Source organism: Citrobacter sp. RHB25-C09, assembly GCF_013836145.1.
Classification (GTDB): Bacteria; Pseudomonadota; Gammaproteobacteria; order Enterobacterales; family Enterobacteriaceae; genus Citrobacter_A.
In genome coordinates this window covers 1777256-1804099 of the sequence record NZ_CP057483.1, presented here as the reverse complement: position 1 = coordinate 1804099, position 26844 = coordinate 1777256, and the positions used below count along the sequence as shown (strand labels likewise).

General features: G+C 54.7%; 27 protein-coding genes. 7 read left to right on the top strand and 20 right to left on the bottom strand.

The genetic code is table 11. The annotated features are described in order from the left end of the window. Window positions 1-27: 27 nt before the first annotated feature. The 3 genes from plsX to yceD all read right to left on the bottom strand — a co-directional run bounded on the left by plsX (window position 28) and on the right by yceD (window position 1931). Window positions 28-1104, bottom strand: a complete 1077-nt coding sequence (plsX, locus tag HVY19_RS08365) for a phosphate acyltransferase PlsX (protein WP_220132939.1) — start codon at window positions 1102-1104, stop codon at window positions 28-30. An 80-nt stretch (window positions 1105-1184) separates the two neighbouring features. Next, window positions 1185-1358, bottom strand: coding sequence for a 50S ribosomal protein L32 (gene rpmF, locus HVY19_RS08360; RefSeq protein ID WP_000290727.1), 174 nt, complete (start codon window positions 1356-1358; stop codon window positions 1185-1187). Window positions 1359-1409: 51 nt separating this feature from the next. Further along, window positions 1410-1931 carry a 23S rRNA accumulation protein YceD gene (yceD, locus tag HVY19_RS08355; protein ID WP_181683861.1) on the bottom strand — a complete coding sequence of 174 codons (522 nt, stop codon included), beginning with the start codon at window positions 1929-1931 and terminating at the stop codon, window positions 1410-1412. A gap of 141 nt (window positions 1932-2072) precedes the next feature. Between yceD and HVY19_RS08350 the strand changes: the two genes are divergently transcribed. Next, window positions 2073-2657 carry a nucleoside triphosphate pyrophosphatase gene (locus tag HVY19_RS08350; RefSeq protein WP_181683860.1) on the top strand — a complete coding sequence of 195 codons (585 nt, stop codon included), beginning with the start codon at window positions 2073-2075 and terminating at the stop codon, window positions 2655-2657. A 68-nt stretch (window positions 2658-2725) separates the two neighbouring features. On the opposite strand, the gene rluC is transcribed toward HVY19_RS08350, so the two are convergent. Further along, window positions 2726-3679: a 23S rRNA pseudouridine(955/2504/2580) synthase RluC gene (gene rluC, locus HVY19_RS08345; RefSeq protein ID WP_181683859.1), complete on the bottom strand. Its 954-nt coding sequence runs from the start codon at window positions 3677-3679 to the stop codon at window positions 2726-2728. A gap of 572 nt (window positions 3680-4251) precedes the next feature. Here rluC and rne point away from each other — a divergent pair. Continuing rightward, window positions 4252-7536: a ribonuclease E gene (gene rne, locus HVY19_RS08340; RefSeq protein WP_181683858.1), complete on the top strand. Its 3285-nt coding sequence runs from the start codon at window positions 4252-4254 to the stop codon at window positions 7534-7536. 39 nt (window positions 7537-7575) lie between these two features. Here rne and HVY19_RS08335 read toward each other — a convergent pair whose 3' ends face one another. Further along, window positions 7576-8511, bottom strand: a complete 936-nt coding sequence (locus HVY19_RS08335; RefSeq protein WP_181683857.1) for a LysR family transcriptional regulator — start codon at window positions 8509-8511, stop codon at window positions 7576-7578. Between the two features lie 110 nt (window positions 8512-8621). Between HVY19_RS08335 and HVY19_RS08330 the strand changes: the two genes are divergently transcribed. Then, window positions 8622-9815: an MFS transporter gene (locus tag HVY19_RS08330; protein WP_181683856.1), complete on the top strand. Its 1194-nt coding sequence runs from the start codon at window positions 8622-8624 to the stop codon at window positions 9813-9815. Window positions 9816-9901: 86 nt separating this feature from the next. On the opposite strand, the gene flgL is transcribed toward HVY19_RS08330, so the two are convergent. The 11 genes from flgL to flgB all read right to left on the bottom strand — a co-directional run bounded on the left by flgL (window position 9902) and on the right by flgB (window position 19807). Continuing rightward, entirely contained in the window at window positions 9902-10855 is a 954-nt protein-coding gene (gene flgL / locus HVY19_RS08325) for a flagellar hook-associated protein FlgL (RefSeq protein ID WP_181683855.1), read from the bottom strand. Window positions 10856-10869: 14 nt separating this feature from the next. Further along, window positions 10870-12510 (bottom strand): flagellar hook-associated protein FlgK, encoded by a 1641-nt coding sequence (gene flgK, locus HVY19_RS08320; RefSeq protein WP_181683854.1) that lies wholly within the window; start codon window positions 12508-12510, stop codon window positions 10870-10872. 65 nt (window positions 12511-12575) lie between these two features. Further along, window positions 12576-13526 carry a flagellar assembly peptidoglycan hydrolase FlgJ gene (flgJ, locus tag HVY19_RS08315; RefSeq protein ID WP_181683853.1) on the bottom strand — a complete coding sequence of 317 codons (951 nt, stop codon included), beginning with the start codon at window positions 13524-13526 and terminating at the stop codon, window positions 12576-12578. Beyond that, window positions 13526-14623, bottom strand: coding sequence for a flagellar basal body P-ring protein FlgI (locus HVY19_RS08310; protein ID WP_181683852.1), 1098 nt, complete (start codon window positions 14621-14623; stop codon window positions 13526-13528). Before HVY19_RS08310 ends, flgJ begins: the two co-directional genes overlap by 1 nt. 12 nt (window positions 14624-14635) lie before the next feature. Continuing rightward, on the bottom strand, window positions 14636-15334 hold the full coding sequence (gene flgH / locus HVY19_RS08305) for a flagellar basal body L-ring protein FlgH (protein ID WP_181683851.1): 699 nt from the start codon (window positions 15332-15334) through the stop codon (window positions 14636-14638). Between the two features lie 57 nt (window positions 15335-15391). Continuing rightward, window positions 15392-16174 (bottom strand): flagellar basal-body rod protein FlgG, encoded by a 783-nt coding sequence (gene flgG, locus HVY19_RS08300; RefSeq protein WP_006685087.1) that lies wholly within the window; start codon window positions 16172-16174, stop codon window positions 15392-15394. Window positions 16175-16187: 13 nt separating this feature from the next. Further along, window positions 16188-16943, bottom strand: coding sequence for a flagellar basal-body rod protein FlgF (gene flgF, locus HVY19_RS08295; RefSeq protein ID WP_181683850.1), 756 nt, complete (start codon window positions 16941-16943; stop codon window positions 16188-16190). 20 nt (window positions 16944-16963) lie between these two features. Further along, window positions 16964-18247: a flagellar hook protein FlgE gene (flgE, locus tag HVY19_RS08290; RefSeq protein WP_181683849.1), complete on the bottom strand. Its 1284-nt coding sequence runs from the start codon at window positions 18245-18247 to the stop codon at window positions 16964-16966. A 25-nt stretch (window positions 18248-18272) separates the two neighbouring features. Beyond that, window positions 18273-18971, bottom strand: coding sequence for a flagellar hook assembly protein FlgD (gene flgD, locus HVY19_RS08285; RefSeq protein ID WP_181683848.1), 699 nt, complete (start codon window positions 18969-18971; stop codon window positions 18273-18275). Between the two features lie 11 nt (window positions 18972-18982). Next, complete coding sequence (flgC, locus tag HVY19_RS08280) at window positions 18983-19387, bottom strand: flagellar basal body rod protein FlgC (RefSeq protein WP_181683847.1); 405 nt, start codon at window positions 19385-19387, stop codon at window positions 18983-18985. A 3-nt stretch (window positions 19388-19390) separates the two neighbouring features. Continuing rightward, the gene (gene flgB, locus HVY19_RS08275; RefSeq protein WP_181683846.1) at window positions 19391-19807 is read right to left on the bottom strand and encodes a flagellar basal body rod protein FlgB; all 417 of its coding nucleotides are present in this window, start codon (window positions 19805-19807) and stop codon (window positions 19391-19393) included. A 155-nt stretch (window positions 19808-19962) separates the two neighbouring features. Here flgB and flgA point away from each other — a divergent pair, with 155 nt between their 5' ends. The 3 genes from flgA to flgN all read left to right on the top strand — a co-directional run bounded on the left by flgA (window position 19963) and on the right by flgN (window position 21436). Continuing rightward, the gene (gene flgA, locus HVY19_RS08270) at window positions 19963-20622 is read left to right on the top strand and encodes a flagellar basal body P-ring formation chaperone FlgA (RefSeq protein WP_181683845.1); all 660 of its coding nucleotides are present in this window, start codon (window positions 19963-19965) and stop codon (window positions 20620-20622) included. Window positions 20623-20715: 93 nt separating this feature from the next. Then, on the top strand, window positions 20716-21009 hold the full coding sequence (gene flgM / locus HVY19_RS08265; RefSeq protein ID WP_181683844.1) for a flagellar biosynthesis anti-sigma factor FlgM: 294 nt from the start codon (window positions 20716-20718) through the stop codon (window positions 21007-21009). A 4-nt stretch (window positions 21010-21013) separates the two neighbouring features. Continuing rightward, complete coding sequence (gene flgN, locus HVY19_RS08260; RefSeq protein ID WP_181683843.1) at window positions 21014-21436, top strand: flagella biosynthesis chaperone FlgN; 423 nt, start codon at window positions 21014-21016, stop codon at window positions 21434-21436. A 50-nt stretch (window positions 21437-21486) separates the two neighbouring features. On the opposite strand, the gene murJ is transcribed toward flgN, so the two are convergent. The 4 genes from murJ to rimJ all read right to left on the bottom strand — a co-directional run bounded on the left by murJ (window position 21487) and on the right by rimJ (window position 25268). Further along, complete coding sequence (gene murJ / locus HVY19_RS08255; RefSeq protein WP_181683842.1) at window positions 21487-23022, bottom strand: murein biosynthesis integral membrane protein MurJ; 1536 nt, start codon at window positions 23020-23022, stop codon at window positions 21487-21489. A 78-nt stretch (window positions 23023-23100) separates the two neighbouring features. Then, window positions 23101-24024, bottom strand: coding sequence for a Gfo/Idh/MocA family oxidoreductase (locus tag HVY19_RS08250; protein ID WP_181683841.1), 924 nt, complete (start codon window positions 24022-24024; stop codon window positions 23101-23103). 1 nt (window position 24025) lies between these two features. Then, window positions 24026-24673: a YceH family protein gene (locus HVY19_RS08245; protein ID WP_181683840.1), complete on the bottom strand. Its 648-nt coding sequence runs from the start codon at window positions 24671-24673 to the stop codon at window positions 24026-24028. A 10-nt stretch (window positions 24674-24683) separates the two neighbouring features. Beyond that, window positions 24684-25268: a ribosomal protein S5-alanine N-acetyltransferase gene (gene rimJ, locus HVY19_RS08240; protein WP_181683839.1), complete on the bottom strand. Its 585-nt coding sequence runs from the start codon at window positions 25266-25268 to the stop codon at window positions 24684-24686. Window positions 25269-25612: 344 nt separating this feature from the next. On the opposite strand from rimJ, the gene mdtH reads away from it, so the two are divergent. Further along, the gene (gene mdtH, locus HVY19_RS08235; protein ID WP_181683838.1) at window positions 25613-26821 is read left to right on the top strand and encodes a multidrug efflux MFS transporter MdtH; all 1209 of its coding nucleotides are present in this window, start codon (window positions 25613-25615) and stop codon (window positions 26819-26821) included. The last annotated feature ends 23 nt before the right edge of the window (window positions 26822-26844 follow it).

The window sequence follows — 26844 nt, the reverse complement described above, 5'->3', positions numbered from 1 at the left end:
GGCCGGAGGCCACCCAGACACACTTTATCAGTGTGGCTGTGATGTGTCGCCATTGCCAGCATCCAGCAGCGTGAATCCAGCTGGGTATACAGATTCCAGGCGAGCGGCAATTCGCTGAGGAACTTGTCGCTGCACCGCCTGCACTGCCTGTTCAATCGCGACGGTAAAGGCTCGCTGATTGGCCGCACCATGACTTTTTATCACCGTGCCGCGCAATCCTAACAGACAGGCGCCGTTATACTGGTCGGGGTTGAGGTGACTGAATCGCCTCGTCAGGCTTTTTTGTAACCAACGTTTTAATATCAGCAGCCACCACGACCGTTTTTTCCCCTCACCCTGAGTCTTCAGCAGTGAAAGAAACATTCTGACAACCCCTTCCATCGTCTTTAATGTGACATTACCGGTAAAACCGTCACATACCAGTACATCCGTTTTCCCTGTCAACAGTTCATTGGCTTCAAGATAGCCGATGTAATTGACGGAAGGGATTGCTTTTAACACCGCAGAGGCATCCCGAATACTGTTAAGCCCCTTGGTTTCTTCTTCGCCGATATTGAGCAGCGCCACGCGAGGATTGGTAATACCCACCACCTCTTCCGCGAGAACCGACCCCATAATCGCAAACTGCACCAGCATTGTGCTGTCACAGTCAACGTTGGCGCCCAAATCAAGAACCACCGTTTTTCCTTTTTGCTGGTGCGGCAATACCGTCACCAGCGCAGGACGCTCAATACCGTCCAACGGCTTGAGCAGCAATTTCGCCAGCCCCATCAACGCTCCGGTATTTCCGGCACTGACACAGGCTTGTGCTCGCCCTTCTTTCACGAGTTCCAGCGCGACGCGCATTGAGCTACCGCGACTGGTGCGGATAGCCTGCGAAGGCCTGGCATCACTGGCGATAACTGACTGTGCAGGGATAATCTGCAGACGGGAACGTTGTTCAAAGTCAGCTTTAGCAAGTAATGGCGTGATTGTATCGGGATCCCCGACTAAAAGAAGTGTGAGTTGTGAATTAGAGTTCAGTGCCTGCAGTGCTGCAGGCACTGTCACGGAAGGGCCAAAATCTCCCCCCATGACATCTAACGCCAGGGTTAGACGTGTCAAGGTTTCTTCGCCGCCTGGTTTGGTCATTCCCCGTATAAACGGGGAAATTCCTCACTAAGCTTCATCACGCAAAAGCGTGATTACTTAGCGATGACCTTGCGGCCACGGTAGTAACCGTCGGCAGTGATGTGGTGACGCAGGTGTTTTTCACCAGAAGTTTTGTCTACAGACAGGCTGGTGACTGCGGTCAGCGCGTCATGGGAACGACGCATGCCACGTTTGGAACGGGTTGGTTTATTCTGTTGTACGGCCATGGACCTTACTCCTCAATTACGGTTTATCCCTGCTTTCGTAGGGAGCACCTATTACTTACGCTTTAAGCTGGCTAATACGGCAAATGGGTTTGGTTTTTGCGCTTCATCAGGCAGTTCCCCAAAGACCATGTCCGCCTCGGACACTTCACAGTGTTCAGAATCATGCACCGGAACTACCGGCAAGGAGAGGATGATTTCATCTTCAACCATTGCCAGCAGATCGATTTCACCGAATTCGTTAACCTCAATCGGTTCATACGCTTCCGGGAGTGCTTCAGCCTGTTCGTCAGAACGAACCGGACTGAAACAATACGTTGTGTGAACATGATGCGTAAACGGCTTCCCGCAACGCTGGCATGCGAGCGTTACCGTCACCTTCGCGTCACCGGTTATTACCGCGAGGCGTTGGTTATCGATAGCGAACGACATGGAGCATTCCACATCAGTGTCCACACTGACTACAGAATCGGCGACGCGCTCTACCAGATCAGAAGTATAGATACCTTCATAATCGAGGCGTTTTTGAGCCGTACGAACCGGATCAAGAGTCAGGGGTAATTTTACCTTTTGCATAGGGCGCGCATATTAACTTTGTAACGTCATAGAGTCAAAGAAAAAGGCAGCCTACGGTTGCCTTTTGCCAATAATTCGCACACATTGCGGCGTGTAGTTTAAAATGACCTGCGTCGATACGCTATATCTGGTGATAAAAATATGCCAAAACTGATTCTTGCTTCCACTTCCCCCTGGCGACGCGCCCTGCTGGAAAAGCTCGCTATTCCCTTTGAATGCGCCGCACCGGAAGTTGATGAAACGCCGATGCCGGGTGAGTCTCCGCGCCATCTGGTGTTGCGTCTGGCGCAGGAAAAGGCACAGTCGCTGGCACAACGCTTTCCGGCGCACCTTATTATTGGTTCCGATCAGGTCTGCGTGCTGGATGGCGAGATCACAGGCAAACCCTTAACCGAAGAGAGAGCCTGTCAGCAGTTAAGCAAAGCCAGCGGTAATATCATTACTTTCTATACCGGTCTGGCATTGTATAACTCCGCGACGGGGCATTTGCAAACGGAAGCGGAACCGTTCGACGTCCACTTTCGCCACCTCAGCGAAACAGAAATTGAAGACTACGTGCGCAAAGAGCGTCCACTGCACTGTGCCGGTAGTTTTAAAAGCGAAGGGCTGGGGATTGCGCTCTTTGAGCGTTTAGAGGGTCGCGACCCCAATACGCTGATTGGTCTGCCGCTGATTGCGCTGTGTCAGATGCTGCGACGGGAAGAGATGAATCCGCTGCTGGTGTAGCCGCAGCGTCAGGCCTGTAGGCCGGATAAGCGCAGGGCCATCCGGCAAGCAGACGGATGGCCCTGCTATCAAGATGGCTTACGCAACACCTGAAGACAATGTTTCAACTGTTCGTCCATCGGCGCTTCAATGCGCAGCACCTCTCCCGTTCCAGGATGCGTAAACTTAAGCGCCGCCGCATGCAAAAACAGGCGCGATAACCCGGTTCCCGCCAGTTGCTTATCAAATTCCCGGTCACCATAGCGATCGTCAAAGGCGATAGGATGCCCGGCATATTGAGTGTGAACGCGAATCTGATGGGTTCTCCCGGTCACCGGGCTACAGCGAACCAGTGTGGCAAAAGCATAACGCTCTTCCACCTTAAATCGCGTCTCCGACGGCTTCCCTTCCTGGTTCACACGCACAATACGCTCACCGCTTTGCAGAATATTCTTTAACAGCGGTGCCTGTACGTTTTTCACATGCGACTGCCACTGCCCCCGCACCAGCGCCAGGTAATCCTTTTGCATCCCTTTTTCACGCAGTTGTTCATGCAGTGAACGCAGCGCCGAACGCTTTTTAGCGACCAACAGCACGCCAGAGGTGTCACGATCAAGACGATGCACCAGTTCAAGGAAGCGCGCCTCTGGGCGCAACGCACGCAGACCTTCAATCACGCCAAAGCTTAAACCACTGCCGCCGTGTACTGCAGTCCCCGAAGGTTTATTCAGCACCAGGATATGGTCGTCTTCATAAAGGATGACGTCAGCCAGCGCCGCCACCTTTTGCAGATGAGGCGAAACGGCCTCTTCCTCGCGTTCAGCAACGCGCACCGGCGGAATACGGATTTCATCGCCAGCAACCAGCTTATATTCCGGTTTAATACGCTTTTTATTCACCCGCACTTCGCCTTTACGCAAAATGCGATAAATCATGCTTTTCGGTACGCCTTTCAGTTGGGTACGCAAAAAGTTGTCGATGCGTTGCCCCGCTTCGTCAGCAGTAATGGCAACAATTTTTACGGATGGAGTCTCTGTTTTCATGGGGGCCGATTCTAAATAGCCATACGGATTAGCGCCACTCATTTTTCTATGCTTATATTTATCTTTATCACCCACGACGAACATCCGTGATTGTTGATTTGGTGGTTATTAAACCAATCATCGCTCAGAAGTGAAAAAACTGTGAGTAAGCGGGTGATAAATGGTAAAAGTCAACTTGCTATAACGCGGTGAGCAGTGGAATAATGTCACCGCTTCCGTGTCGAATCTTGTTTAAGCAAGGAATTTTACGGAAAGACATATTTTGTCCGAGCGATCATCCACGCAGCAATGGCGTAAGACGTATTGATCTTTCAGACAGTTAGCGGGCTGCGGGTTGCAGTCCTTACCGGTAGATTGGATCTTCTCTGGAGAGTAATACCCAGGCGGTCCCCCTGATAATTGCGCTGTGTTTCCGTATGAAATACAGGCAACCGACACTCTGCGCCTCTTTGAGCTGACGATAACCGTGAGGTTGGCGACGCGAATAGACACGAGGCCATCGGTTCATACCCGGAAAGGCATTACTCTGCCCGCAGCTTAGTCGTCAATGTAAGAATAATGAGTAAGTTACGATGAAAAGAATGTTAATCAACGCAACTCAGCAGGAAGAGTTGCGTGTTGCCCTTGTAGATGGGCAGCGTCTGTACGATCTGGATATTGAAAGTCCTGGACACGAGCAGAAAAAAGCGAACATCTATAAAGGCAAAATTACCCGTATCGAACCGAGTCTGGAAGCTGCTTTTGTTGACTACGGCGCTGAACGTCACGGTTTCCTCCCGTTAAAAGAAATTGCCCGCGAATATTTTCCCGCAAACTATAACGCTCATGGTCGCCCCAACATCAAAGATGTGTTGCGTGAAGGCCAGGAAGTTATTGTCCAGATTGATAAAGAAGAACGCGGCAATAAAGGCGCTGCGCTGACCACCTTTATCAGCCTGGCGGGGAGTTATCTGGTACTGATGCCAAACAACCCGCGTGCGGGCGGTATCTCTCGTCGTATCGAAGGCGACGATCGCACCGAACTGAAAGAAGCGCTGGCAAGCCTGGAACTGCCTGATGGCATGGGGCTTATCGTGCGTACCGCTGGCGTGGGTAAATCCGCCGAAGCGCTGCAGTGGGATTTAAGCTTCCGCCTGAAACACTGGGAAGCCATTCAGAAAGCCGCGGAAAGCCGCCCTGCTCCGTTCCTGATCCACCAGGAAAGCAACGTGATTGTGCGCGCCTTCCGCGACTATCTGCGTCAGGACATTGGTGAAATTCTGATTGATAACCCGAAAGTGCTTGAACTGGCTCGCCAGCACATTGCCGCATTGGGTCGTCCGGACTTCAGCAGCAAAATCAAACTGTACACCGGTGAAATCCCGCTGTTCAGCCACTACCAGATCGAATCGCAGATTGAATCCGCCTTCCAGCGTGAAGTGCGTCTGCCCTCCGGTGGCTCTATTGTTATCGACAGCACCGAAGCGTTAACCGCTATCGACATCAACTCCGCTCGCGCTACCCGCGGCGGCGATATCGAAGAAACGGCATTTAACACCAACCTGGAAGCCGCCGACGAAATTGCGCGCCAGCTGCGTCTGCGTGACCTCGGTGGTCTGATTGTTATCGACTTCATCGACATGACGCCGGTACGCCATCAGCGCGCCGTGGAGAACCGTCTGCGTGAAGCGGTACGTCAGGATCGTGCGCGCATCCAAATCAGCCATATTTCTCGCTTCGGCCTGCTGGAAATGTCCCGTCAGCGCCTGAGCCCATCGCTGGGTGAATCCAGCCACCACGTCTGCCCACGCTGTAGCGGTACCGGCACCGTGCGTGATAACGAATCGCTGTCCCTGTCTATTCTGCGCCTGATCGAAGAAGAAGCGCTGAAAGAGAATACCCAGGAAGTCCACGCGATTGTTCCTGTGCCAATTGCCTCTTATCTGCTCAACGAAAAACGTACCGCAGTGAATGCCATTGAAACGCGTCAGGATGGCGTTCGTTGTGTCATCGTTCCTAACGATCAGATGGAAACGCCGCATTACTCCGTACTGCGTGTGCGTAAAGGCGAAGAGACGCCAACGCTGAGCTACATGCTGCCGAAGCTGCATGAAGAAGCGATGGCGCTGCCGTCTGAAGAAGAATACGCAGAGCGTAAACGTCCGGAGCAACCGGCTCTGGCCACCTTTGCAATGCCAGAAGTGCCGCCAGCGCCTACGCCTGCCGAGCCTGTCGTTAAGGCCGCTGAACCTAAATCTGTTGTGGTCCCTGCCGCGCCAGCCGAGCCGGGTCTGTTAAGCCGTTTCTTCAGCGCGCTAAAAGCCCTGTTTAGCGGCAGCGAAGAAACCAAACCGGTTGAGCAACCGGCACCAAAAGCCGAAGAAAAGCAGGAGCGTCAGCAGGATCGCCGTAAGCGTCAGAACAACCGTCGCGACCGCAATGAACGTGGCGATCGTCGTGACAACCGCGATAATCGTGGTGACCGTGGCGACCGTTCTGAAAGCGGTGAAAATCGTGACGAGAACCGTCGTAACCGTCGTCAGTCGCAGCAGAATGCCGAAAATCGTGACAACCGTCAGCCGTCTGCCGAAGTCGCTGACAAAGCGAAATCAGGTGACGAGCAGCAACAGCCGCGTCGTGAGCGCAACCGTCGTCGCAGTGACGACAAACGTCAGGCTCAGCAGGAAGTTAAAGCTCTGACTCTCGACGAGCAGCAGCCGACGCAGGAAACGGAACAGGAAGAACGCGTTCGTCAGCCTCAGCAGCGTCGTAAACAGCGTCAGCTGAACCAGAAGGTTCGTTACAATGACAATGCTGTTGAAACTGAAGTAGTCGCCACCGCAGCCAACGAAGATCAGGTTGCGGAACCGGTTGTCGCACCAAGCGCACCGGCACAGAGCACCGAGCTGGTGAAAATCCCACTGCCGGCCGTGACCGAAGCTGCGCCTGAGCAGGAAGAAAATACCGAAGCGCGTGACGCTGCAGGTATGCCGCGTCGCTCTCGCCGCTCACCGCGTCATCTGCGCGTCAGTGGACAGCGTCGTCGTCGTTACCGTGACGAGCGTTACCCGCTTCAGTCACCGATGCCGTTAACCGTGGCGTGCGCATCACCAGAACTGGCCTCCGGCAAAGCGTGGATCCGCTACCCGGTTGCCCGTCCGCTTGACGTACAGCCAGAAGAACAGCGCGAGCAGGCGGTGGAGCAGGTTCAGATTCAACCAGTAGTGACTGAGCCTCAAGCGATTGTCGCTGCGGTAGAAGTGGTCGAGCCCGTTGCTGAAATCGTCGCACAAGCACCTGCACAAACCGAAGCAGTGGTCGAAACCACGCATCCGGAAGTGATTGCGACTCCTGTTGACGAGCAGCCTCAGGTTATCGCCGAAGCGGATGTCCCGGTTGCTGAGGAAGTGACCACTCAGGCTGAGCCAGTAGCGGAAACGCCGGAAGTCGCGCCAGTAGCCGAAGAAAAGGCAGACGTGGTCGTCGTGGAGCCGGAAGTGGTTGCCGAGCCAGTTGCGGTAGAGCAACCTGCTGACGTTCAGACAGCGGAAATTCAGCCCGCTGTTGAAGACCAGTCTGAAACCGTCGTCCCGGTAACACAGACTGTGGTTGAAGAGACTAAGGTGGAAGCTCAGGTAGAAGAAGTCGCTAAAGTCGAAGAGTCTGTTGTTACGACAGTTGCTGATGATGCTGCTATTCACAGCCATGCAACCGCACCAATGACTCGCGCGCCTGCGCCGGATTACGTACCGGAAGCGCCGCGTCACAGCGACTGGCAGCGCCCTGATTTTGCCTTCGAAGGCAAAGGTGCCGCTGGTGGTCACAGCGCAACGCATCATGCGTCCGCAGGACCGACTCGCCCTCAGCCTGTCGAGTAACATCAGTAAGCGGAAAAGCCGACCTTAGGGTCGGCTTTTTTATTTCTCCTCGGGGCGTCGCATTCCCGCCAGTTCTGGCATCACCTTTTTCATAAGCTCAAGAAACTTGCGCAAGCGTGTGGGATAATATCGCGCCCATGGATACACCAGATGCACCGGCAGTGGTGCAGCCTGCCAGTCAGCCACCAGTTCAATCAGCCTTCCTTGTGCAACATCTTCGGCTACCGTCCAACTGGAAACCACTGAGACCCCCAGACCTGCCAGCGCGGCATTTCGCGCCACATAAATACTGTCTGTGCTCAGGCGCGGCGCGATGGGAATAGTGACCGGCTCGCGACTGAGTCGATGCGTCAGCGAGACGTTATACTGATAAAAGGTATTAAGCGCTATCCAGGGAAGGGCTGAAAGCTGTTCAGGCTGAATGATGTGCGGGTAGTTTTCCAGTAGTCCAGGCGTCGCTACTACGCTGCGTGGAACCTCTGCGAGCAGCACGGTCACCGTAGCCGGGTCTACTTCCGCACCGACCCGAATAGCGCAATCGATATTGTCGCCAAGAAAATCAACCTTCTTATCGTTAAGCATCCATTCGACCGACAGGTTCGGATAGCGCTGCAAAAACTCCAGCAACGGCGCGAGAAGCTGTTGTTGGCCGAAAGCATGGGGTGCCCGAACGCGTAACGTGCCGACCGGCTCATCTTCAGTGACGTTCAGGCCATCTTCCAGCGCCAGCCAGGCATCGATGATGTGTTTAGCATGCTCGTAGCAGCGCTCACCATCATCCGTCAGCTTCATTGCATGCGTGGTTCTCAGAACCAGCTTAACGCCCAGCATCGCCTCCAGCGACTGCAAACGACGACTGATGGTTGCCTGGGTGGTAGCCAACTGTCTGGCTGCCGCTGAGAGTGAGCCAGCCTCGACGATTCGGACAAATGTCCGCATCAGCTCCACCCTGTCTATACGCTCATTCTTTAACATAATTCATATGCTCATACGCCCTATGTATATCTGTTTTACCACTTCGCCCGCTACCAGACTACGGCCCGTCAGCAAAAAATAGACTCACACCTGTGATTGAGGACCATGTAATGAACACACCATCTCGTTGGCTAATTTTTGTTCTGGCGCTGGGCGCGGGATTTAGCGTTGCCGCGATCTATTATGCACAGCCACTGTTACCGTTAATGGGGCAGGATTTACGCCTCAGTTTGACTGGCATGGGACTGGTACCGACGCTCACGCAGGCAGGCTATGCGTTGGGAATTCTGTTTTTACTGCCGCTTGGTGACCGCTACGACCGCCGGAAACTGATCCTGACGAAAAGCGCGGCGCTTGCCCTGCTCCTCCTTGCCTGTAGCTTCTGCGGACAACTGCATTCCCTGCTTGTCATCAGTCTGTTATTAGGGATGGCCGCAACAATGGCGCAGGACATCGTCCCTGCAGCAGCTATCCTGGCACCAGAAGGCAAACAGGGGAAAACAGTGGGTACCGTTATGACCGGGCTTTTGCTTGGCATACTGCTTTCACGTACTGTGAGCGGCTTTATCGGTGAAACCTTTGGCTGGCGGGAGATGTACCAGCTTGCAGCCATCAGCGTTGCATTAACAGGCGGTCTGCTGTGGAAAGTGCTGCCCCCCTTTGCCGTGCATTCCACATTGAGTTATCCCTCCCTGATGGTGACCATGGCACATTTATGGCAACGTTACCCCGTTCTGCGCCGTGCCGCACTGGCACAGGGTTTCCTCTCGGTTGCCTTCAGCGCCTTTTGGTCTACGCTTGCGATCATGCTTTCCGACCATTACCAGATGGGCAGTGCAGCAGCGGGGGCGTTCGGTATCGCGGGTGCCGCGGGTGCGCTTGCCGCACCGCTGGCAGGTCATCTGGCGGACAGAGTTGGCGCACAAAAGGTCACGCAACTGGGTGCCCTGCTGGTGACCATCTCTTTTGCGCTGATGTTCCTGCTCCCTGTGTTACCCGTGCAGGGGCAATGGCTGTTGATTGCATTCTCTGCGGTTGGGTTTGATCTTGGGCTGCAATCCAGCCTGGTGGCACATCAGAACCTGGTTTATAGCCTGGAGCCACAGGCCAGGGGACGTCTTAACGCTCTGCTGTTCACGGTGGTATTTATCGGGATGGCACTGGGTTCGGTACTGGGAAGTCAGGTCTATATGCTGGCAAACTGGAACGGCGTCGTCACGTTGGCCACCCTCAGTGGGTTCATTGCGCTGACCATCAGGCGTCTCGGCAAACGCCAGCCAGTAACGCAACCGGCGAAAGTGTAACGAATAAAAAAATACCCGCTCCGGGGTGAAGTGGAGCGGGTAGAAATAAACATATCCAGTTTCATGATATGTTTAAAACGGTGACATTAGCGGTTGAGCTGGAACAGCGACATCCCCTGCATGTCTGAGAATGCTTTATAAGATGCCTGCAGCGCCGCCTGTTGCATGACGTAGGAGGAAATGGCTGCGTTCCAGTCCACATCCACCAGGTTACTCATTTGTTGCGTTTGACCCAGCGCGCGGTCACTTCCCAGAGCGTCAAGGGTGCTCAGTTCACTTAACTGGGTTCCCAGTTCAGCACGCACACTCAGCACATTGTTCAGCGAGTTCTTCAGACCACGGGTGGTTTTATCAATCGTTTCCTTCGCCTGTGCTTTCAGCGTCTCATCATCGGCAACCGGCGTTTTCAGTGCGTCAATCGCCGTGTCGAGCATTTTGAACAGACTGGTTTCAGAGGGATCTCCATTCGGTTCCGGGATCGCATTACTGGTGATCGCGTTGAAAATCTTATCGCCCGTGTGCCCAATGACCATTGTGCGGGAAGCATCAACCTGCTGAGTAATACTTTCTGTCCCACCGCTGTAAGCACCGTCAGCCTGGGCAAACGGCGGCGTTTCGGTTTTATAACCGGCAAAAATAAAGCGGTTGTTACCGTCGGTGCTGTTCGCCAGGTTCATCAGCTGATCGCGGATACCCTGCAAATCGGTTGCCAGTGATGCACGGTCGTCGTCACTTAACGTACCGTTACCCGCGTAAACGATTTTCTCCTGCGCGTTTTGGATGGCGGTTGTCACCTGGCTCAGGACGTTTTCTTCCAGTGACACTTTCTGCGTTGCAAAGGTACGCGCCAGCGCATACTGGCTGTTTTGCGCTTGCGCCTGCGAAAGCACAATAGCCTGTGAGGCAGCAATCGGATCGTCAGACGGATTAAGCACACGCTTACCCGTTGACATCTGCTCGCCATACCTCATCCATTCCGCCTGAGAGTTAGTGATACCACGCATATTCTGCTGGTACATCATTTGGGTACTAATACGCATGATTGACCGCTCCCTTAGCGAATATTCAGCAGTGCATCAAAGATCGAACTGGCGGTTTGCAACACCTGGGCATTCGCCAGGTAGTACTGCTGAAAGCGTTGCAGGTTGCCATACTCTTCATCCAGGTTGACGCCAGAAATGGACTGTTGTTCTTTCGTCAACTGTAGCGCTACGTTGTTTTGCGTGGTGCTGCTGGTTTTCAACGTTGACGTCCGGCTGCCGACATCACTCACTAATGTGGCATAGGCATCGTTAAACGATTTGGTGCCGCCAACGGTGGTGCCTTTGCTTTGCAGATCCAACAACGCCTGGCCGTTACGGTTATCGCTTTCGCCTGCCGTACTGTCTTTCGCCATCGCAATTTGCGTTTCGTTGGTCACCAGCACGCCCATATTGATGATGGCGTCACTGACTGGCTTAAGGGTAAAACTGTCGTTCTTCGCGGCGCCGGTACCCACCGTCACTTCCAGTCCGTCAAACGCCAGTACCCCACCCGTCTCTGTGGCTTCAAAGCGGGTGTTATCGGCTAGACGGGTGATCTGCCATTTTGCGCCATCGTAGACCATTTTATAGTCTGTGGCCTGCACCGCAGCGCTGTCAGTTACCGAAGCGCTCACCGTCGCGGTTCCTGTATTTTTGCTATTGACCAGCACGACCGGCTCACCGACGCTGAAGAAATCCATACCCGGATTGCCCTTCGCATCAAAACCGGCGTTATGCTGATCGTTGAACGCATCAGCAAATGCCCGCGCGAGTTGTCCCAGTGTATTTCGGGTTTGATCCAGCTCCTGACTACGGAACGTCAACAGCCCGCCAAGGGAACCGGTGGTGAGCAGTTTTTCAGGAATTTCGATATTGCCTGCCAGCGCATCGACGTAGGCAACGGTGGTGCGCGAAGGGTCAGCGCTCGAAGAGACGGCTGCCACCTGACGAGCGTTACTGCCCTGCACCAGCGAATAACCATTCGCCATAGTAATGTTGTAAGTGTGGCCATCCTGCACGCTTACTTCCACACCGACAATTTTATTCAGTTCACTGACCAGCTGATCGCGCTGGTCCAGCAAATCGTTGGGGGACGCCCCGCCACCTACACCCGTCAGCCGCGAGATCTGATCGTTCAGGCTGGCAATCTGCTTGCTGTAGTTATTGATCTGCTCAACGCTGGCAGAAATTGCCGTGTTAACCTGTTTATCCTGATCGCGCAGATACTGATCGGTCGTTTTAAACTGATTGACCAGACCATTAGCTTTACCAATCAGCGTCTGGCGTGCAGCCGGATCTTCCGCATTACTCACCAGCGTTTGCAGGCTGGTAAAGAAATCCTGAAGCGTAGTGGAAACGGAGCTGGTTTTGCTGGACAGCAGGTTATCGACTTTCGACATCTGCTCGTAGCGCGTCGTCAGACCGCTGCTCTGGTTCTGCGCGGCACGTAACTGGTTCGTAATGAAAGCGTCGTATTCGCGCTGTACACCCGATACGTAAACCCCATTGCCCACCCAACCGCCAGCACCCAGTGTGCTACCCGCCTGTGCCATAAGGGTGGTTTGTCGGGTATATCCCGCAACGTTGTAGCTGGAAATATTATTACTGGCAGTATTCAGCGCCGCCTGGGCCGCACTCAGCCCGCTCATGGCGTTGTTAATCAAGCTGGACATGGAGATTCCTTTTTTTACATCAGTTACCCATTATTATCGGCAGCAGGTCGCGGGACTTGAGCCATTTAGAACAGATTGTCGAGTTGACTACTGTAGGCATTACTCACTTTTTCGCTCATCGACTTGAGCTGTTGAATCATGCTGGTTAATTTACGCGCATAGTTGGGATCGGTGGCGTAACCGGCATTCTGCAAGGCCTGTGCCCCCTGTTCGGCGGTGACGGCGTTCGTGACGGCAGCATAGCGCGGGTTGCGGGTCAGCAGTCCCACATAGTCTGACAGTGCCTCCAGATACGAGCTGTAGACGCGGAACTTGGCCTTCACTTTCTTCGCTTCGCCGTTTTCAAACTCAGTGGTAGTGATTTCCGTCACGGGTCCTTTCCAGTTACCAGACGCTTTCACCCCAAACAGGTTGAAGCTCGGCTCACCGTTTTCACGGCGAATCTGCCGCTGCCCCCAGCCTGACTCCAGTGCGGCCTGCGCAAGAATAAGATGATGCGGCACGCCGCTTTGCTCACTGGCGAGTCGCGCCGGAAGGGAGAGTTGCGCAAGGAAGTCTTTGCTATCGCCAGAAAGCGGTTCGTCGAAATTTTCCGGGTTTTTCGGCATGGCTTTGCGCACCAGCTGCGTCAGCGCCTGGTTTTGATAGCTGGTCACCGTTTCCAGTGAGAACTTCATCGGCACCTGCGGCGCCTCCTCCGTCGGCTGCGCCTGCCCCTGCGTCATTTGCTTAACCATCATTTCCGCCAGCCCTAATCCTTTGCCGGCGGTCATCTGTTGGGCAATCTGCTGATCGTACATGCTGGTATACAGACGCGTCTGATCGCTGCTGAAGATGCCATCTTTTGGCAGCGATTCCCGCATACTCTTCAGCATCATCTGTACGAACATACCTTCAACCTGGCGGGCCACCGGACGGAGATTCGCCGCCGGATCCTGACCCGCTTTGGATTTCAGTTCATTAAGGGACTGCGCGTCCCATGCCGCACTGGCCAGCAGTTTGCTGTCACCGATCATCAGATAATTTCCACTTTGGCGCGTAAGCACCCTGCACTTTGCATGGATTGCAGGATCGACATCAGTTCCATGGGCGTCGCCCCCAGCGCATTCAGCGCGCGCACCACATTGTTCAGGTTGGCGCTGGAACGCACGCTTTGCAGCGAGCCACCGCTCTGGCGGAGATCGATCTGCGTTTGCGGCGTTACTACCGTCTGCCCACCGCCAAACGGCGTATCCGGCTGGCTAACGTTAGCCTGACGATTCACTGTCACAGACAGGTTCCCCTGCGCCACGGCGCAGCTATCAAGCGTCACTTCCCGGTTCATCACCACAGAACCTGTGCGCGAGTTGATGACCACTTTTGCATCCTGCGGCGTGACGTTTACTTCCATATTCTGGATATCCGCCAGCAGGCGAACCTGAGAGCTGTTACCGCTGGGGACGCGAATCTGCACGGTGCGGGCGTCGAGCGCCGTTGCATTTCCGTAGCCACGGCCGCGGTTGATGGTGTCCGCAATCTGCTGTGCCAGCGTAAAGTCTTCGGTGTTCAGTTGCAGATTCAGGGTATTGCCGGTGCCAAACTGACTCGGAAGTTCACGCTCAATAATCGCGCCATTGGTGATACGTCCGCCGTTAAGCTGGTTCACCTGTACGCTGCTGCCGCCGGCAGACGCTCCTGCGCCGCCCACCAGAATGTTCCCTTGCGCCAGGGCATAAACCTGACTATCAACACCTTTCAACGGCGTCATTAGCAGGGTGCCGCCGCGCAGGCTTTTGGCATTACCCATTGACGAGACGACGACATCAATAGCCTGTCCCTGACGCCCAAAAGCCGGGAAACTGGCGGTAACCATGACCGCAGCCACGTTCTTCAACTGCATGTTTGTGCCGGTCGGCACGGTAATGCCTAGCTGAGAGAGCATGTTATTCAGGGTTTGCGTGGTAAACGGGGTCTGAGTGGTCTGGTCACCCGTGCCATCCAACCCCACTACCAGACCGTAGCCAATCAGCGAGTTTTCGCGAACGCCCTGAACGCTGGTCAGATCGCGAATGCGATCGGCATGGGCCAGCGTGGTTGCCAGAACCAAAACCAGACCAACAAGAGATTTAAACATGGTAGACCTCGCTTACATCGGCGACAGGTTAAGGAAGAAACGCTGGAGCCAGCCCATATTTTGCGCTTCGTTAATGTAGCCGTTACCGACATATTCAATGCGTGCGTCCGCCACCTGTGTTGACGGAACGGAGTTGCTGCCGCTGATGGTTCGCGGGTTCACCACCCCAGAGAAGCGGATGAATTCAGTACCCTGATTGATGGCGATCTGTTTTTCACCCACAACATGTAAGTTGCCATTCACCAGCACCTGATCGACGGTCACCGTCAGCGTGCCGCTAAAGGTGTTACTGGCATTCGCCCCGCCTTTACCGTTAAAGGTGTTACCGCCGGAAGCTTCTACGTCCGCTCGCGCGTTGCCAAATAAGCCTTCCAGATAGCGAGGCACGGTATCAAAGCCAAAGTTTGTTTTACCGTCGCGGCTGGCGTTAGCCGAAGAACTCTTGCTCGCGTTGACGTTTTCCTGCAATACAATGGTCAGCGTATCGCCGATATTCCGTGGTCGGCGATCTTCAAACAATGGCTGATAACCGTAATTGATCGGCTGCGCGGACTGGAAGATGGATCCATTTGCCACAGGCGTCGGGCCGGGAACGGGCTGTGCCGTCGTCGCACCCTGCACGAGCGGAGTGGAAGGGATCAAGGCGCATCCTGAAAGCGAAACCACCAGCAGGGCCATAATCGGATAAGCGTGCACAGCGTTTTTTTGCATTGCCTTTATCTTCTGAATCAGGGGACCGGTGAGACGCACGCCTCACCGGACAACACCTTAGAGTTGCGTCAATTTCTGCAGCATCTGATCGGTCGTGGATACCGCTTTGCTGTTAATTTCGTAAGCACGTTGAACCTGAATCATGTTGACCAACTCTTCCGCAACGTTAACGTTGGAGGTTTCAACATAGCCCTGGTAAAGCAGACCCGCACCGTTTAGCCCCGGCGTGCTCTCGTTTGGCGCACCGGATGATTGCGTTTCGGTGTAGAGGTTCTCACCAATGCTTTCCAGACCGGTATCGTTCATAAACGTGGTCAGGTTAAGCTGGCCTACCTGAACCGGTGCCGCCTGCCCCTGTTGGGTCACGCTCACAATACCGTCACGACCGATGGTAATGCTCAGCGCGTTAGCCGGAATGGTGATCGCAGGCTGAACCTGGAAACCACCCGCCGTGACCAACTGACCGTTCTGATCGACCTGGAAGGAACCATCGCGGGTATAAGCAGAGGTCCCGTCCGGCAGCATCACCTGGAAGAAACCCTGGCCTTTAATCGCCACGTCTTTACTGTTGTTGGTCTGTGACAGGTTGCCCTGGCTGTGCAGACGCTCGGTTGCGACCGGACGCACGCCGGTACCAATTTGCAGGCCCGACGGCAGCGTGGTTTGCTCAGATGACTGGGCGCCCGGTTGGCGGATCGTCTGATAAAGCAGATCTTCAAAGACCGCACGCTGGCGCTTGAAACCGTTAGTGCTGACGTTTGCCAGGTTGTTGGCAATCACATCCATATTGGTTTGTTGCGCATCCAGGCCGGTTTTAGCAATCCATAATGAACTGATCATAAAGTGTCCTGTATTAACTCATCGACAGCAGTTGGTTAGCACGGCTGGCATTGTCATCAACGCTGCTGATAACCTTCATCTGCATCTCAAAACGTCGGGCGCTGGCAATCATGTCGCTCATGGCAGACACCGCATTCACGTTACTGCCTTCAAGTACGCCAGACATGACGCGGATGGTTGGGTCAGCCTGGAGAACCGGCCCTCGGGTTGCCTGTGCCGCTGCGCTAAGGCGGAAGAGACCGTCATCGCCACGCTGCACTTCATTACCTTCAGCTTTCACCAGTTTCAGACGTCCTACCGGTGCGACCGTATTGGCCGGGTCGCCCGGATTGAGCGCCGAAATCGTCCCGTCGGCAGCGATAGTAATTTCCGAACCTTCCGGCACCGCGATCGGCCCGGCTTCACCAATCACCGGATGCCCCTGAATCGTCAGTTGTCCGGTGGGATCGACCTGAATGCTGCCGTTGCGGGTATACCCTTCGCTACCGTCCGCGGTCTGCACCGCCAGCCAGCCATCCTGTTGCAGCGCCACATCCAGCGGGCGCGAGGTGTAATCCATCTGGCCAGGCGTCATGTCGGCACCCGGCGTAGAGGCAACCACCAGGGTACGCGTTGGCAAGGTCAGACCTTCAACGGGAACCGCGCGCAGCGCGTTCAGCTGCGCACGAAAGCCCGGCGTTGAGGCGTTTGCCAGATTGCTTGCCGTCACCGCCTGTTGGTTCAGCGTCTGACTTGCCGCCCCCATGGCGGTATAGATTGCGTGATCCATTAAGCTATCCCGTCAGGCGCTTAGCGCAGGTTAACCAGCGTGTTGAGGATCTGATCCTGGGTCTTGATTGTCTGCGCGTTCGACTGATAGTTACGCTGTGCGACAATCATGTTCACCAGTTCTTTACTCAAATCCACGTTAGAGGATTCCAGCGCGCCGTTGGTCAACTTACCGAAGTTGCCCGTACCCGCCGTCCCCAGCAGCTCAACGCCGGAGGCCTGCGTGGCCGCCCAGACGTTATCGCCCTGTGAAGCCAGACCTTCATTGTTCGCGAAGTTTGCCAGTACGATTTGCCCCAACAGCTGCTTCTGTTCGTTGGAGTAGTTGCCGACCACGGTGCCGTCATCGTTAATCTGATAGCTGACCAGATCGCCCGGCTTGTAACCGTTTTGGGTAGTGCCGATCACGCTGTTCGCACCAGTATTCTGCTGCATGGAGTTTTGTAGGCTCAGGGTCAGTACCGCCGGAACCGCGCCATTGACGACACCAGAGGTGATCTGGAACGATGGTGAGGCGTTCGGCTTACCGTTCAGTGTCCAGGTAGACGGGTCACCCGGAGTAGCCGGCGGCACTTCGGTATAACCCGTTACGCTGGCCAATGTTCCGTTCTGGTCAAATTTCATCTGTGCGGATTTCACCAGCGGCGCGTTGGCAACGCTGGAGTCCTGAGTCCAGATATCCCAGGTGTTATCACCGGTTTTGACATAGAACAGGTTGATATCGTGCTGGTTACCCTGGCTATCAAAGACGGTCAACGGCGCACGTTTGTTATAGCTGTCAGCATCCGTAGGTGAAAACGTCGCGTTCGTCGGGATTTTGTCCGAGGAGTTCAGGTTGATCTGCATTGCCGCCGTGTCGGTACTTTTTGCCGCCATCAGGGTATTCGGAATGCTGATCGCACTTGGGTTTGCCCCCTGCTGAATGGTCGGCGGCGTACCGGTGGCCGGATAGCCCGTCAGTTGCATACCCTGCATGTTGACCAGAAAACGGTTCTCATCCAGTTTAAACTGGCCGTTACGGCTGTAAAAAACAGAGCCGTTACTGTCCACCAGGCGGAAGAACCCGTTCTGGCTGATGGCAACATCGAGGCCACGTCCGGTGTTAGTGGTGGTACCGTCGGTGAAGTCCTGGGTAATACCCGCAACTTTTACCCCCAACCCGACTTTGGAACCCGCAAACATATCCGCAAAGGATGCAGTGCCAGATTTAAAACCATAGGTGGCGGAGTTGGCGATGTTGTTACCGATGACATCGAGGTTGGTCGCGGCGGCATTCAGACCGCTAACCGCTTGTGAAAAGGCCATGATTACTCCTGATAAATGTGAAGGCTTAGATTATCTGCCGAACTTCGTCGAGGGTGGTCGTTCCATTGGTGCCCAAGTCGAGAAGATTGCCGCCGTTACTGCGGATAACCCCCTGCACCAGCGCGAACTGCAGAGGTTGCGCCACCAGTTGAGTACTGCTCTTGCTGGCGGTAATCGCCACGTTATAGGAACCATTCGGTGCGGACGTGCCGTCGGTCATCGTGCCATCCCAGGTAAAGGCGTGGACACCCGCTTTCAATGCGCCAATTTCAATGGTCCGTACCACCTTGCCGTCTTTATCGGTAATCGTGGCGGTGACTTTATCGGCTGGCTGCTGGAGCTCAACGCCAAACGGCGTCGTCGTGATCGTGGCCCCTTCTTCGGTGCCTTTACCCGCAAGAATGGTCGTGCCCGGGATCATTACGCCATGACCAATCAACGCGCTGGCCTGCATGGACTGCGCGTTATTGATCTGGCCGGAGATAGAGCCCAGCGTGGTGTTAAGCTTTTCAACCCCGCTGACAGTGCTGATCTGCGCCAACTGGGTGGTCAGTTCATTATTCTGCATCGGGTTGGTCGGATCCTGATTCTTCAACTGCGCCACCAGCAGCGTCAAAAAGCTGCTCTGTAAATCGGCCGAGTTGCTCCCTGACAGAGAGCTGCCGCCGCCGGTGCCGGGCACACCTGAGTTGGTTGGATCGTTAACATTAACGGCAATTGACATAGCAGTCTCCTTTACTGACCGAGCGTCAGCGTCTTAAGCATCATGCTTTTAACGGTGTTGAGAACTTCAACGTTCGCCTGGTAGCTGCGGGAAGCGGACATGGTGTTAACCATCTCGCCAACCACATCCACGTTGGGCATCTTCACGTAGCCGTTCGCATCGGCCAGCGGATTCCCCGGTTCGTAAACCAGTTTGTCCGGTGCCTGGCTCTCAATGACATTAGCGACCTTTACACCACCGGTTGCCGCGCCGGGCACTGCATCAACCTGAAAGACGACCTGCTTAGCACGATAGGGCTGACCATCCGGCCCGGTGACGCTGTCGGCGTTCGCCAGGTTACTGGCTGCCACGTTCAGACGCTGGGACTGCGCCGTTAATGCCGAACCGGCAATATCAAAAATGTTCAGTAGCGCCACGGATTAGTTTCCTCCCTGTAGCACGCTCATCATGCCTTTAATTTGTCCACTCAACGCCGTCAGGCTCGTTTGGTATTTCAGACTGTTGTCTGCGAACTGTGTCCGCTCCCGGTCCATATCGACGGTATTACCATCAAGGGACGGTTGGTCTGGAATACGGTAAAGGAGATCCATTGAAGGCGATGAGAAGGTCTTAGCGGGAATATGCTGTGCTGAGGTCAACGTCAACGAGACGCCGCTGGTTTCTTCCCGTCCACGCACCATGACTTTTTTTAATTCACTGGCAAAATCCATGTCGCGTGCCTGATACCCCGGCGTATCGGCGTTAGCAATATTGGCTGCCAGGACTTCCTGCCGTTGGGCACGAAGATTCAGCGCTTCCTGTTGAAAACGTAAAGCGGCGTCGAGCTTATCGAGCATATCTTCTCCGCAAGTGACAAAATTCAGCCAACAGCTTAAATCCCATTACGCGCGCGTGATCGCCAGAATAAGCGCAAAATGCGTCGCTATTTATTGCGTTGATGGTCGCGTCACACAGGTAAAATCCTGCCATTGCTTAATCAACGGGGGTGACAATGCAAACGCTCATTCGTGGAATCGCCATACTGGCGCTGCTGTTCAGTCCCCTGTCCCACGCCCAGGATCTCAACGCACTGCTGAATGACTGGTTTGCCCAGCGTCTGGCGGGGTTCAGCGATGAAGTTGTGGTGACCATCCGTACCGCGCCAAACCTGCTTCCACACTGCGAGACGCCCACGCTGAGCGTGACGGGCAGCGCGAAATTGTGGGGCAACGTCAATGTGCTGGCGCGCTGTAACAATGAAAAGCGCTATATTCAGGTTAACGTTCAGGCGACAGGTCATTATGTTGTGGCGGCGGTTCCGGTTGCGCGCGGTGGTACCCTGAGTCAGGCCAGCGTGACGCTTAAACGTGGTCGACTGGACCAGCTCCCCCCGCGCACTATTCTGGATATTAATCAGGTACAGGACGCGGTGAGTCTGCGCGATCTGGCCCCCGGGCAGCCGGTTCAGCTCAATATGCTCCGTCAGGCATGGCGCATCAAAGCAGGTCAGCGAGTGCAGGTCGTAGCGACCGGCGATGGGTTTAGCGTGAATGCGGAAGGTAAGGCGTTAAATAACGCCGCAGTGGCGCAAAATGTGCGAGTGAGGATGTTATCGGGTCAGGTTGTCAGCGGTATTGTTGACCCTGATGGGAATATTCTTATTAATCTATAATAGGCTAAAGATTCTGTAGCGACTGCCGATAGGTAAATCAACAAATGATGAACGCTGATCGCTACAGCCCAGCCCCTCAATGAGGATTAAAAAATGAGCATTGACCGGACCTCACCTTTGAAACCCGTTAGCACCGTCCAGTCGCGTGAAACCAACGATGCGCCAGTACAAAAAGCGCTTAAGGAAAAAACCTCTGCGGCCACCAGCACCAGCGTGACCTTGAGTGATGCCCAGGCAAAATTGATGCAGCCGGGCACCAGCGACATTAATACCAGCCGCGTCGAAGCGCTGAAAACAGCCATTCGTAACGGTGAGCTGAAGATGGACACGGGGAAAATCGCCGATGCGTTGATCCGTGAGACCCAGAGCTACCTGCAGAGTAACTAATGGTATGACCAGCCTGTCAGAAGTACTTGAACATATGCTGTCTGTTCTCGATGACCTGAAGAAGGTGATGGATGCTGAACAGCAGCAGCTTTCTGTTGGTCATATCAATGGCAGCCAGTTGCAGCGTATTACAGAAGAAAAAAGCTCGCTGCTGGCGACGCTTGATTATCTGGAGCAGAAGCGACGTGCTGAGCAAAATGCTCAGCACCCGGGCAATGACGATAATGCCGAACGCTGGCAGTCAATAACCCATAAAACGCAGCACCTGCGCGATCTGAATCAACACAACGGCTGGTTGCTGGAAAGTCAGATTGAGCGTAATCAACAGGCGCTGAATGTGCTGAAGCCCTATCAGGAACCGTCGCTCTATGGCGCTAACGGTCAGACCTCAACCGCCCATCGCGGTGGTAAAAAATTCTCGATTTGATGTTGTAGGCCGGATAAGGCGAAACGCCGCCATCCGGCACTGCACTGAAATTATACCGTACGGCGTGCAAACTCTTTCACTTTAAAGCCCATCACCGCTAATGCAGCAAAGTAGGCGGCAATCCCCGCGACCACGACAGCCATCAGGCGTAGCAGACGCCACGGCATCGTCCCCTGCGACCACTCGGGCATAATGTGCAGCATTCCGACCAGCACCGCTGACATCACCAGCACGGCAATTACCAGACGACTCAGAAAGCCCATCCAGCCTGGTTGCGGGGTGAATATTTTCTGTTTGCGCAACTGCCAGTACAGTAAAGACGCATTCAGACAGGCCGCCAGACCGATCGACAGCGCCAGGCCGGCATGTTTCAGCGGAACAATAAACGCAAGGTTCATTAACTGAGTCAAAATCAGCGTCACGATGGCAATGCGTACCGGTGTTTTAATGTCCTGCCGCGAGTAAAACCCGGGTGCCAGCACCTTAACGACGATCAACCCCATCAACCCCACCGAATAGGCAATCAGGGCCTGCTGGGTCATCAGCGCGTCAAAGGCGTTAAATTTACCGTACTGGAACAGTGAAACGGTCAACGGGCCAGAGAGTATCCCCAGCGCCACCGCACTCGGTAATGCCAACAGAAAACAGAGACGCAGTCCCCAGTCCATCAAACGGCAATATTCATCATGATTTCCGCTGGCAAAACTTTTCGACAGCGACGGCAGCAGAATGGTGCCCAGCGCCACGCCAAGGACCCCGGATGGGAACTCCATCAGACGGTCGGCATAGTACATCCATGAAACGGACCCCGAAGCGAGAAAAGAGGCAAAAATGGTGTTGATGATCAGCGAGATCTGACTGACCGAAACACCCAGGATCGCCGGGCCCATCTGTTTCACGACGCGCATTGCTCCCGCATCGCGGAAGTTAATGCGCGGCAATACCAGCATACCGATTTTCTTCAGATGCGGGAGTTGATACACCAGTTGCAGCACGCCGCCGACGGTGACCGCCCATGCCAGCGCCAGTACCGGCGGGTTAAAATACGGGGCGGCAAACAGCGCAAAGCCAATCATGCTGATATTCAGAAACGTCGGCGCAAAGGCTGGAATGGAAAAGCGGTTCCAGGTATTGAGAATCGCCCCAACCAGCGAGGCCAGCGAGATCAGCAGGATATAGGGAAAAGTAATTTGCAGCAGTTTAGTGGTCAGGGCAAATTTGTCGGCGGTATCGGCAAAACCTGGTGCCGTCACCATAATCACCCACGGTGCGGCCAGCATCCCGGCCACCGTCACGACCGCCAACGCCAGCGTCAGCAAGCCCGAAACATACGCAACAAACACGCGGGTAGCATCTTCACCCTGCTTACTTTTGTACTCAGCCAGAATGGGCACAAAGGCCTGGGAAAACGCCCCTTCCGCGAAGATACGCCGCAAGAGGTTAGGTAATTTAAACGCCACAAAAAAGGCATCGGTCGCCATCCCTGCGCCAAAAATTCTGGCGACAATAGCGTCACGCGCAAAACCGAGCACGCGTGAAAACATCGTCATTGAGCTGACGGCCGCCAGCGATTTTAATAAATTCATGTTTTGAGCGGTGTAATTTTAAGTGGGCATATAGTACCTGGATTACGGTGAATTACTACCGCCAGATGTTACAGGTAATTATTCGCTCATCGCCTCGCGCCACAGCTTTTCCACCACGCGCTGGGCGAGAATAGCTTGCTCCCCCGCCGTTTCCGGAACCGTCTGATTTTGCACACATTCAATGAAATGGCGCGCACAGCCGGTAAATCCACGTTGCTCCAGCGTAGTTTGCCAACCGGGAATAGGTTTGACGATCACACCCTGACCCCGCTCTTCTCGCCATTCGCGCATATCGGTGACGTCAATGAGCCCGCCGTCCGTCACGGCCTGCACCCATTCACGCTGGCTTCCCGCCCGCCGATGCATACTGGTGGTGATTTGCAGCTGATCTGCCGCGAAATGGTGCTCAGCATAGAGCATCTCGCCAGACTCATTGGTTAACAGCGTTCCGCTACTCAGCTTCGCTTTACCGCCTGCCAGCCATAATGCGGTATCGACCACATGCAGATAATCATCCAGCAGCGTAAAGCGCAGATCGTGCGGGCCTACGCTGTCGGTCCGGTGCTTATCCATGCGCACGGATGCCGCGCTACTCAGCGAGTTTTTCAGTTCCCGATACAGCGGCGCGAAGCGACGGTTGAAGCCGACCATAAGGGTGAGCTTTTTCTTGGCCGCCAGTTCCACCAGCCGTTCCGCGTCAGCTAAATTCTCCGCCAGCGGTTTATCGACGCAGACATGGACGCCCGCATTAAGCAATTCGCTTACCACGGCATAATGCGACGCGGTACTGGAATGAACAAATACAGCGTCACAATCAGCAGCCAGAGTCGCAAGAGAACTGGCGCAGGGAATGCGCCAGCTTTCGCAGATCCGCTCCGCTTTTTCACGCGAGGGCGACCAGGCGCCCTGAAGCGTCCAGTCGCCGGAGGTTCCCAGTACCGGCAGCCAGGCTTTTTGCGCAATGCCGCCCAGACCGACCACACCGATGCGTAATTTTTCCACGTTAATCTCCCAGATGCGCCAGCAATGAGTCGAGTCGCTGCTTTAACTCGGCCACCTCGTTTTCCAGCGCCTCGACCCGTGCCGATAAATCACCCGAAGCCATTTGCGGCGCGGTGGCTAACATCGCCTGTTCATCCACTTCGCCACAAAACAGATGCATGTAGCGGCTCTCACGTTTGCCCGGCTCGCGGGCCAGACGCACCACATACGGGCCGTCCTCGCGCGTCGCCAGCCGCTCGAGCGTGGACTCCACTTCGGCCATATCGCTGAATTCATGCATCCGCGCGGCGCGGGTGCGCAATTCGCCTGGCGTCTGCGCGCCGCGCAGTAACAGCGTGGTCACCACCGCCACTTCCGCACTCGTTAACTTCAGGTCGCCAAACTCTGAATTACAGAAGCGCTGTTCATATTTAGTGACGCGATTACCAAACCCGCTCACCGTGCGCAAGAAATGGCGCTTAACCAGGTTATCGAGTTGCTCTTGTACCTCATGCTCCGACAAATTCATGACCGGTTCACGGTTAGTTTTCTGGTTGCAGGCGGTCACAACGCCGTTTACGGAGAGCGGATACTGCTCCGGTGTCGTGACCTGCTTTTCCAGCAGGCAACCAATCACGCGGGCTTCAGTGGCGGTTAATTCATATTTCATAGTGTTTTCCTCACCGACCAGGGGTCCATTCCGTTGTCGTTAACGCCGTCAGCACGTGATCGCGCCACTGCCCGTCAATCAACAGGTAATCTTTCGCGTAACCCTCTTTTTCAAAACCGAGTCGCGCCAGTAAATCGCCGCTGCGTTTATTGTGCGGCATATAGTTCGCCATAATGCGATGAATATGCTGAGTGCGTTGCATATAGCGGATGGCGGCGCTTAGCGCTTCAAACATCAGCCCCTGACCTTGCCATTTTTGCGCAATGGAATAGCCCAGATAGCAGGCATGAAACGATCCGCGCACAACGTTAGAAAAGTTCGCGACACCGATAACCTCTTTTTCATCCGGATCGAGCAGCGCGAAATAGAAGGCGGTACCTTGTTTATGGAATTCACCGATCATACTCAACCGGGCCTGCCAGCCAGAAGGATAGCAGTGGCTTTCATCACGAATCGGCTCCCAGGGTTTTAAGAAATGACGATTTTCTGCGTAATAGTCTGCCAGACGCCAGGCATCACGCTCATGCACTAAACGCACCACCAGCCGGTCGGTCGTTAAGCGCACTTTCGGCACGTTACTGCGGTAGCCAAACATTTATATTCTTACTCCTTCCCGAATCGCCGTTACACCCTGATAACGTAGAGCCTATCCCACCAGGCGTAATTGTTGAAGCCAGTTTGGGGTCGGCTCTTACTATACCTGCGCAAAACCGCCCTTTGAAAAGCCCAAATTGCCAATATTTGAATTATTCCTGGATTTTGATGAAAACTCTCTATCAAGACGGACTTTTGATAAAAAAATATTGTTTCGTATAGGGTGGGCAAAAAGGAAGCAAAGCCGCAGAATAGAAGTCACTTCGCTTTTAATACTCTCAATAATTTGAGCGCAGCCACGCTCTCTGCTGCCCGAAGTATGACGAGTGTTTCCCGGGAGGGGAAATGTCGCGTGTCTCGCAGGCCAGGAACCTGGGTAAATATTTCCTGCTCATCGATAATATGCTGGTGGTATTGGGCTTCTTCGTTGTTTTCCCGCTGATCTCCATTCGCTTCGTCGACCAAATGGGTTGGGCTGCCGTGATGGTCGGGATAGCGCTCGGCCTGCGACAGTTCATTCAGCAAGGGCTGGGGATATTTGGCGGCGCCATTGCCGACCGCTTCGGGGCGAAACCCATGATTGTCACCGGCATGCTGATGCGCGCCGCCGGCTTTGCCACGATGGGCATCGCCCAGGATCCCTGGCTGCTGTGGTTCTCCTGTTTCCTCTCTGGCCTGGGCGGAACGCTGTTTGACCCGCCGCGCTCTGCGTTGGTGGTTAAGCTGATTCGTCCGGAACAGCGCGGTCGTTTTTTCTCATTACTCATGATGCAGGACAGCGCGGGCGCGGTCATTGGCGCGCTGTTGGGCAGTTGGTTGCTACAGTACGATTTCCGTCTGGTCTGTGCGACAGGCGCGGTCCTGTTTGTGTTATGCGCCGCCTTTAATGCCTGGCTGCTGCCAGCGTGGAAACTCTCTACCGTGCGCATCCCGGTTCGCGAAGGGATGAGCCGCGTACTCAGCGATAAACGCTTTGTCACCTATGTCCTGACGCTGGCCGGGTATTACATGCTGGCGGTGCAGGTCATGTTGATGCTGCCGATTATGGTGAATGACATCGCCGGTACTCCCAGCGCGGTAAAATGGATGTATGCGATTGAAGCCTGTCTTTCACTGACGCTGCTCTACCCCATCGCCCGCTGGAGTGAAAAACGCTTTCGCCTTGAACATCGACTGATGGCCGGTTTGCTGCTGATGTCCCTGAGTATGTTACCCGTCGGTCTGGTGAGCAATTTGCAGCAGCTTTTCACCCTGATCTGTACGTTTTACGTTGGCTCAATCATTGCCGAGCCTGCGCGTGAAACGCTGAGTGCGTCACTGTCTGATGCCCGTGCGCGCGGTAGCTATATGGGCTTTAGCCGTCTGGGACTCGCCATTGGCGGCGCGATTGGCTATATCGGAGGCGGCTGGCTGTTTGATATGGGTAAACTGCTCCAGCAGCCGGAACTGCCGTGGATGATGTTGGGGATCATTGGCCTTATCACTTTTCTGGCGCTTGGCTGGCAGTTTAGCCACAGGCGTACCCCGCGCGGTATGCTCGAACCCGGTGCCTGATTCGCTGTTTTCGGTTTTTTCCG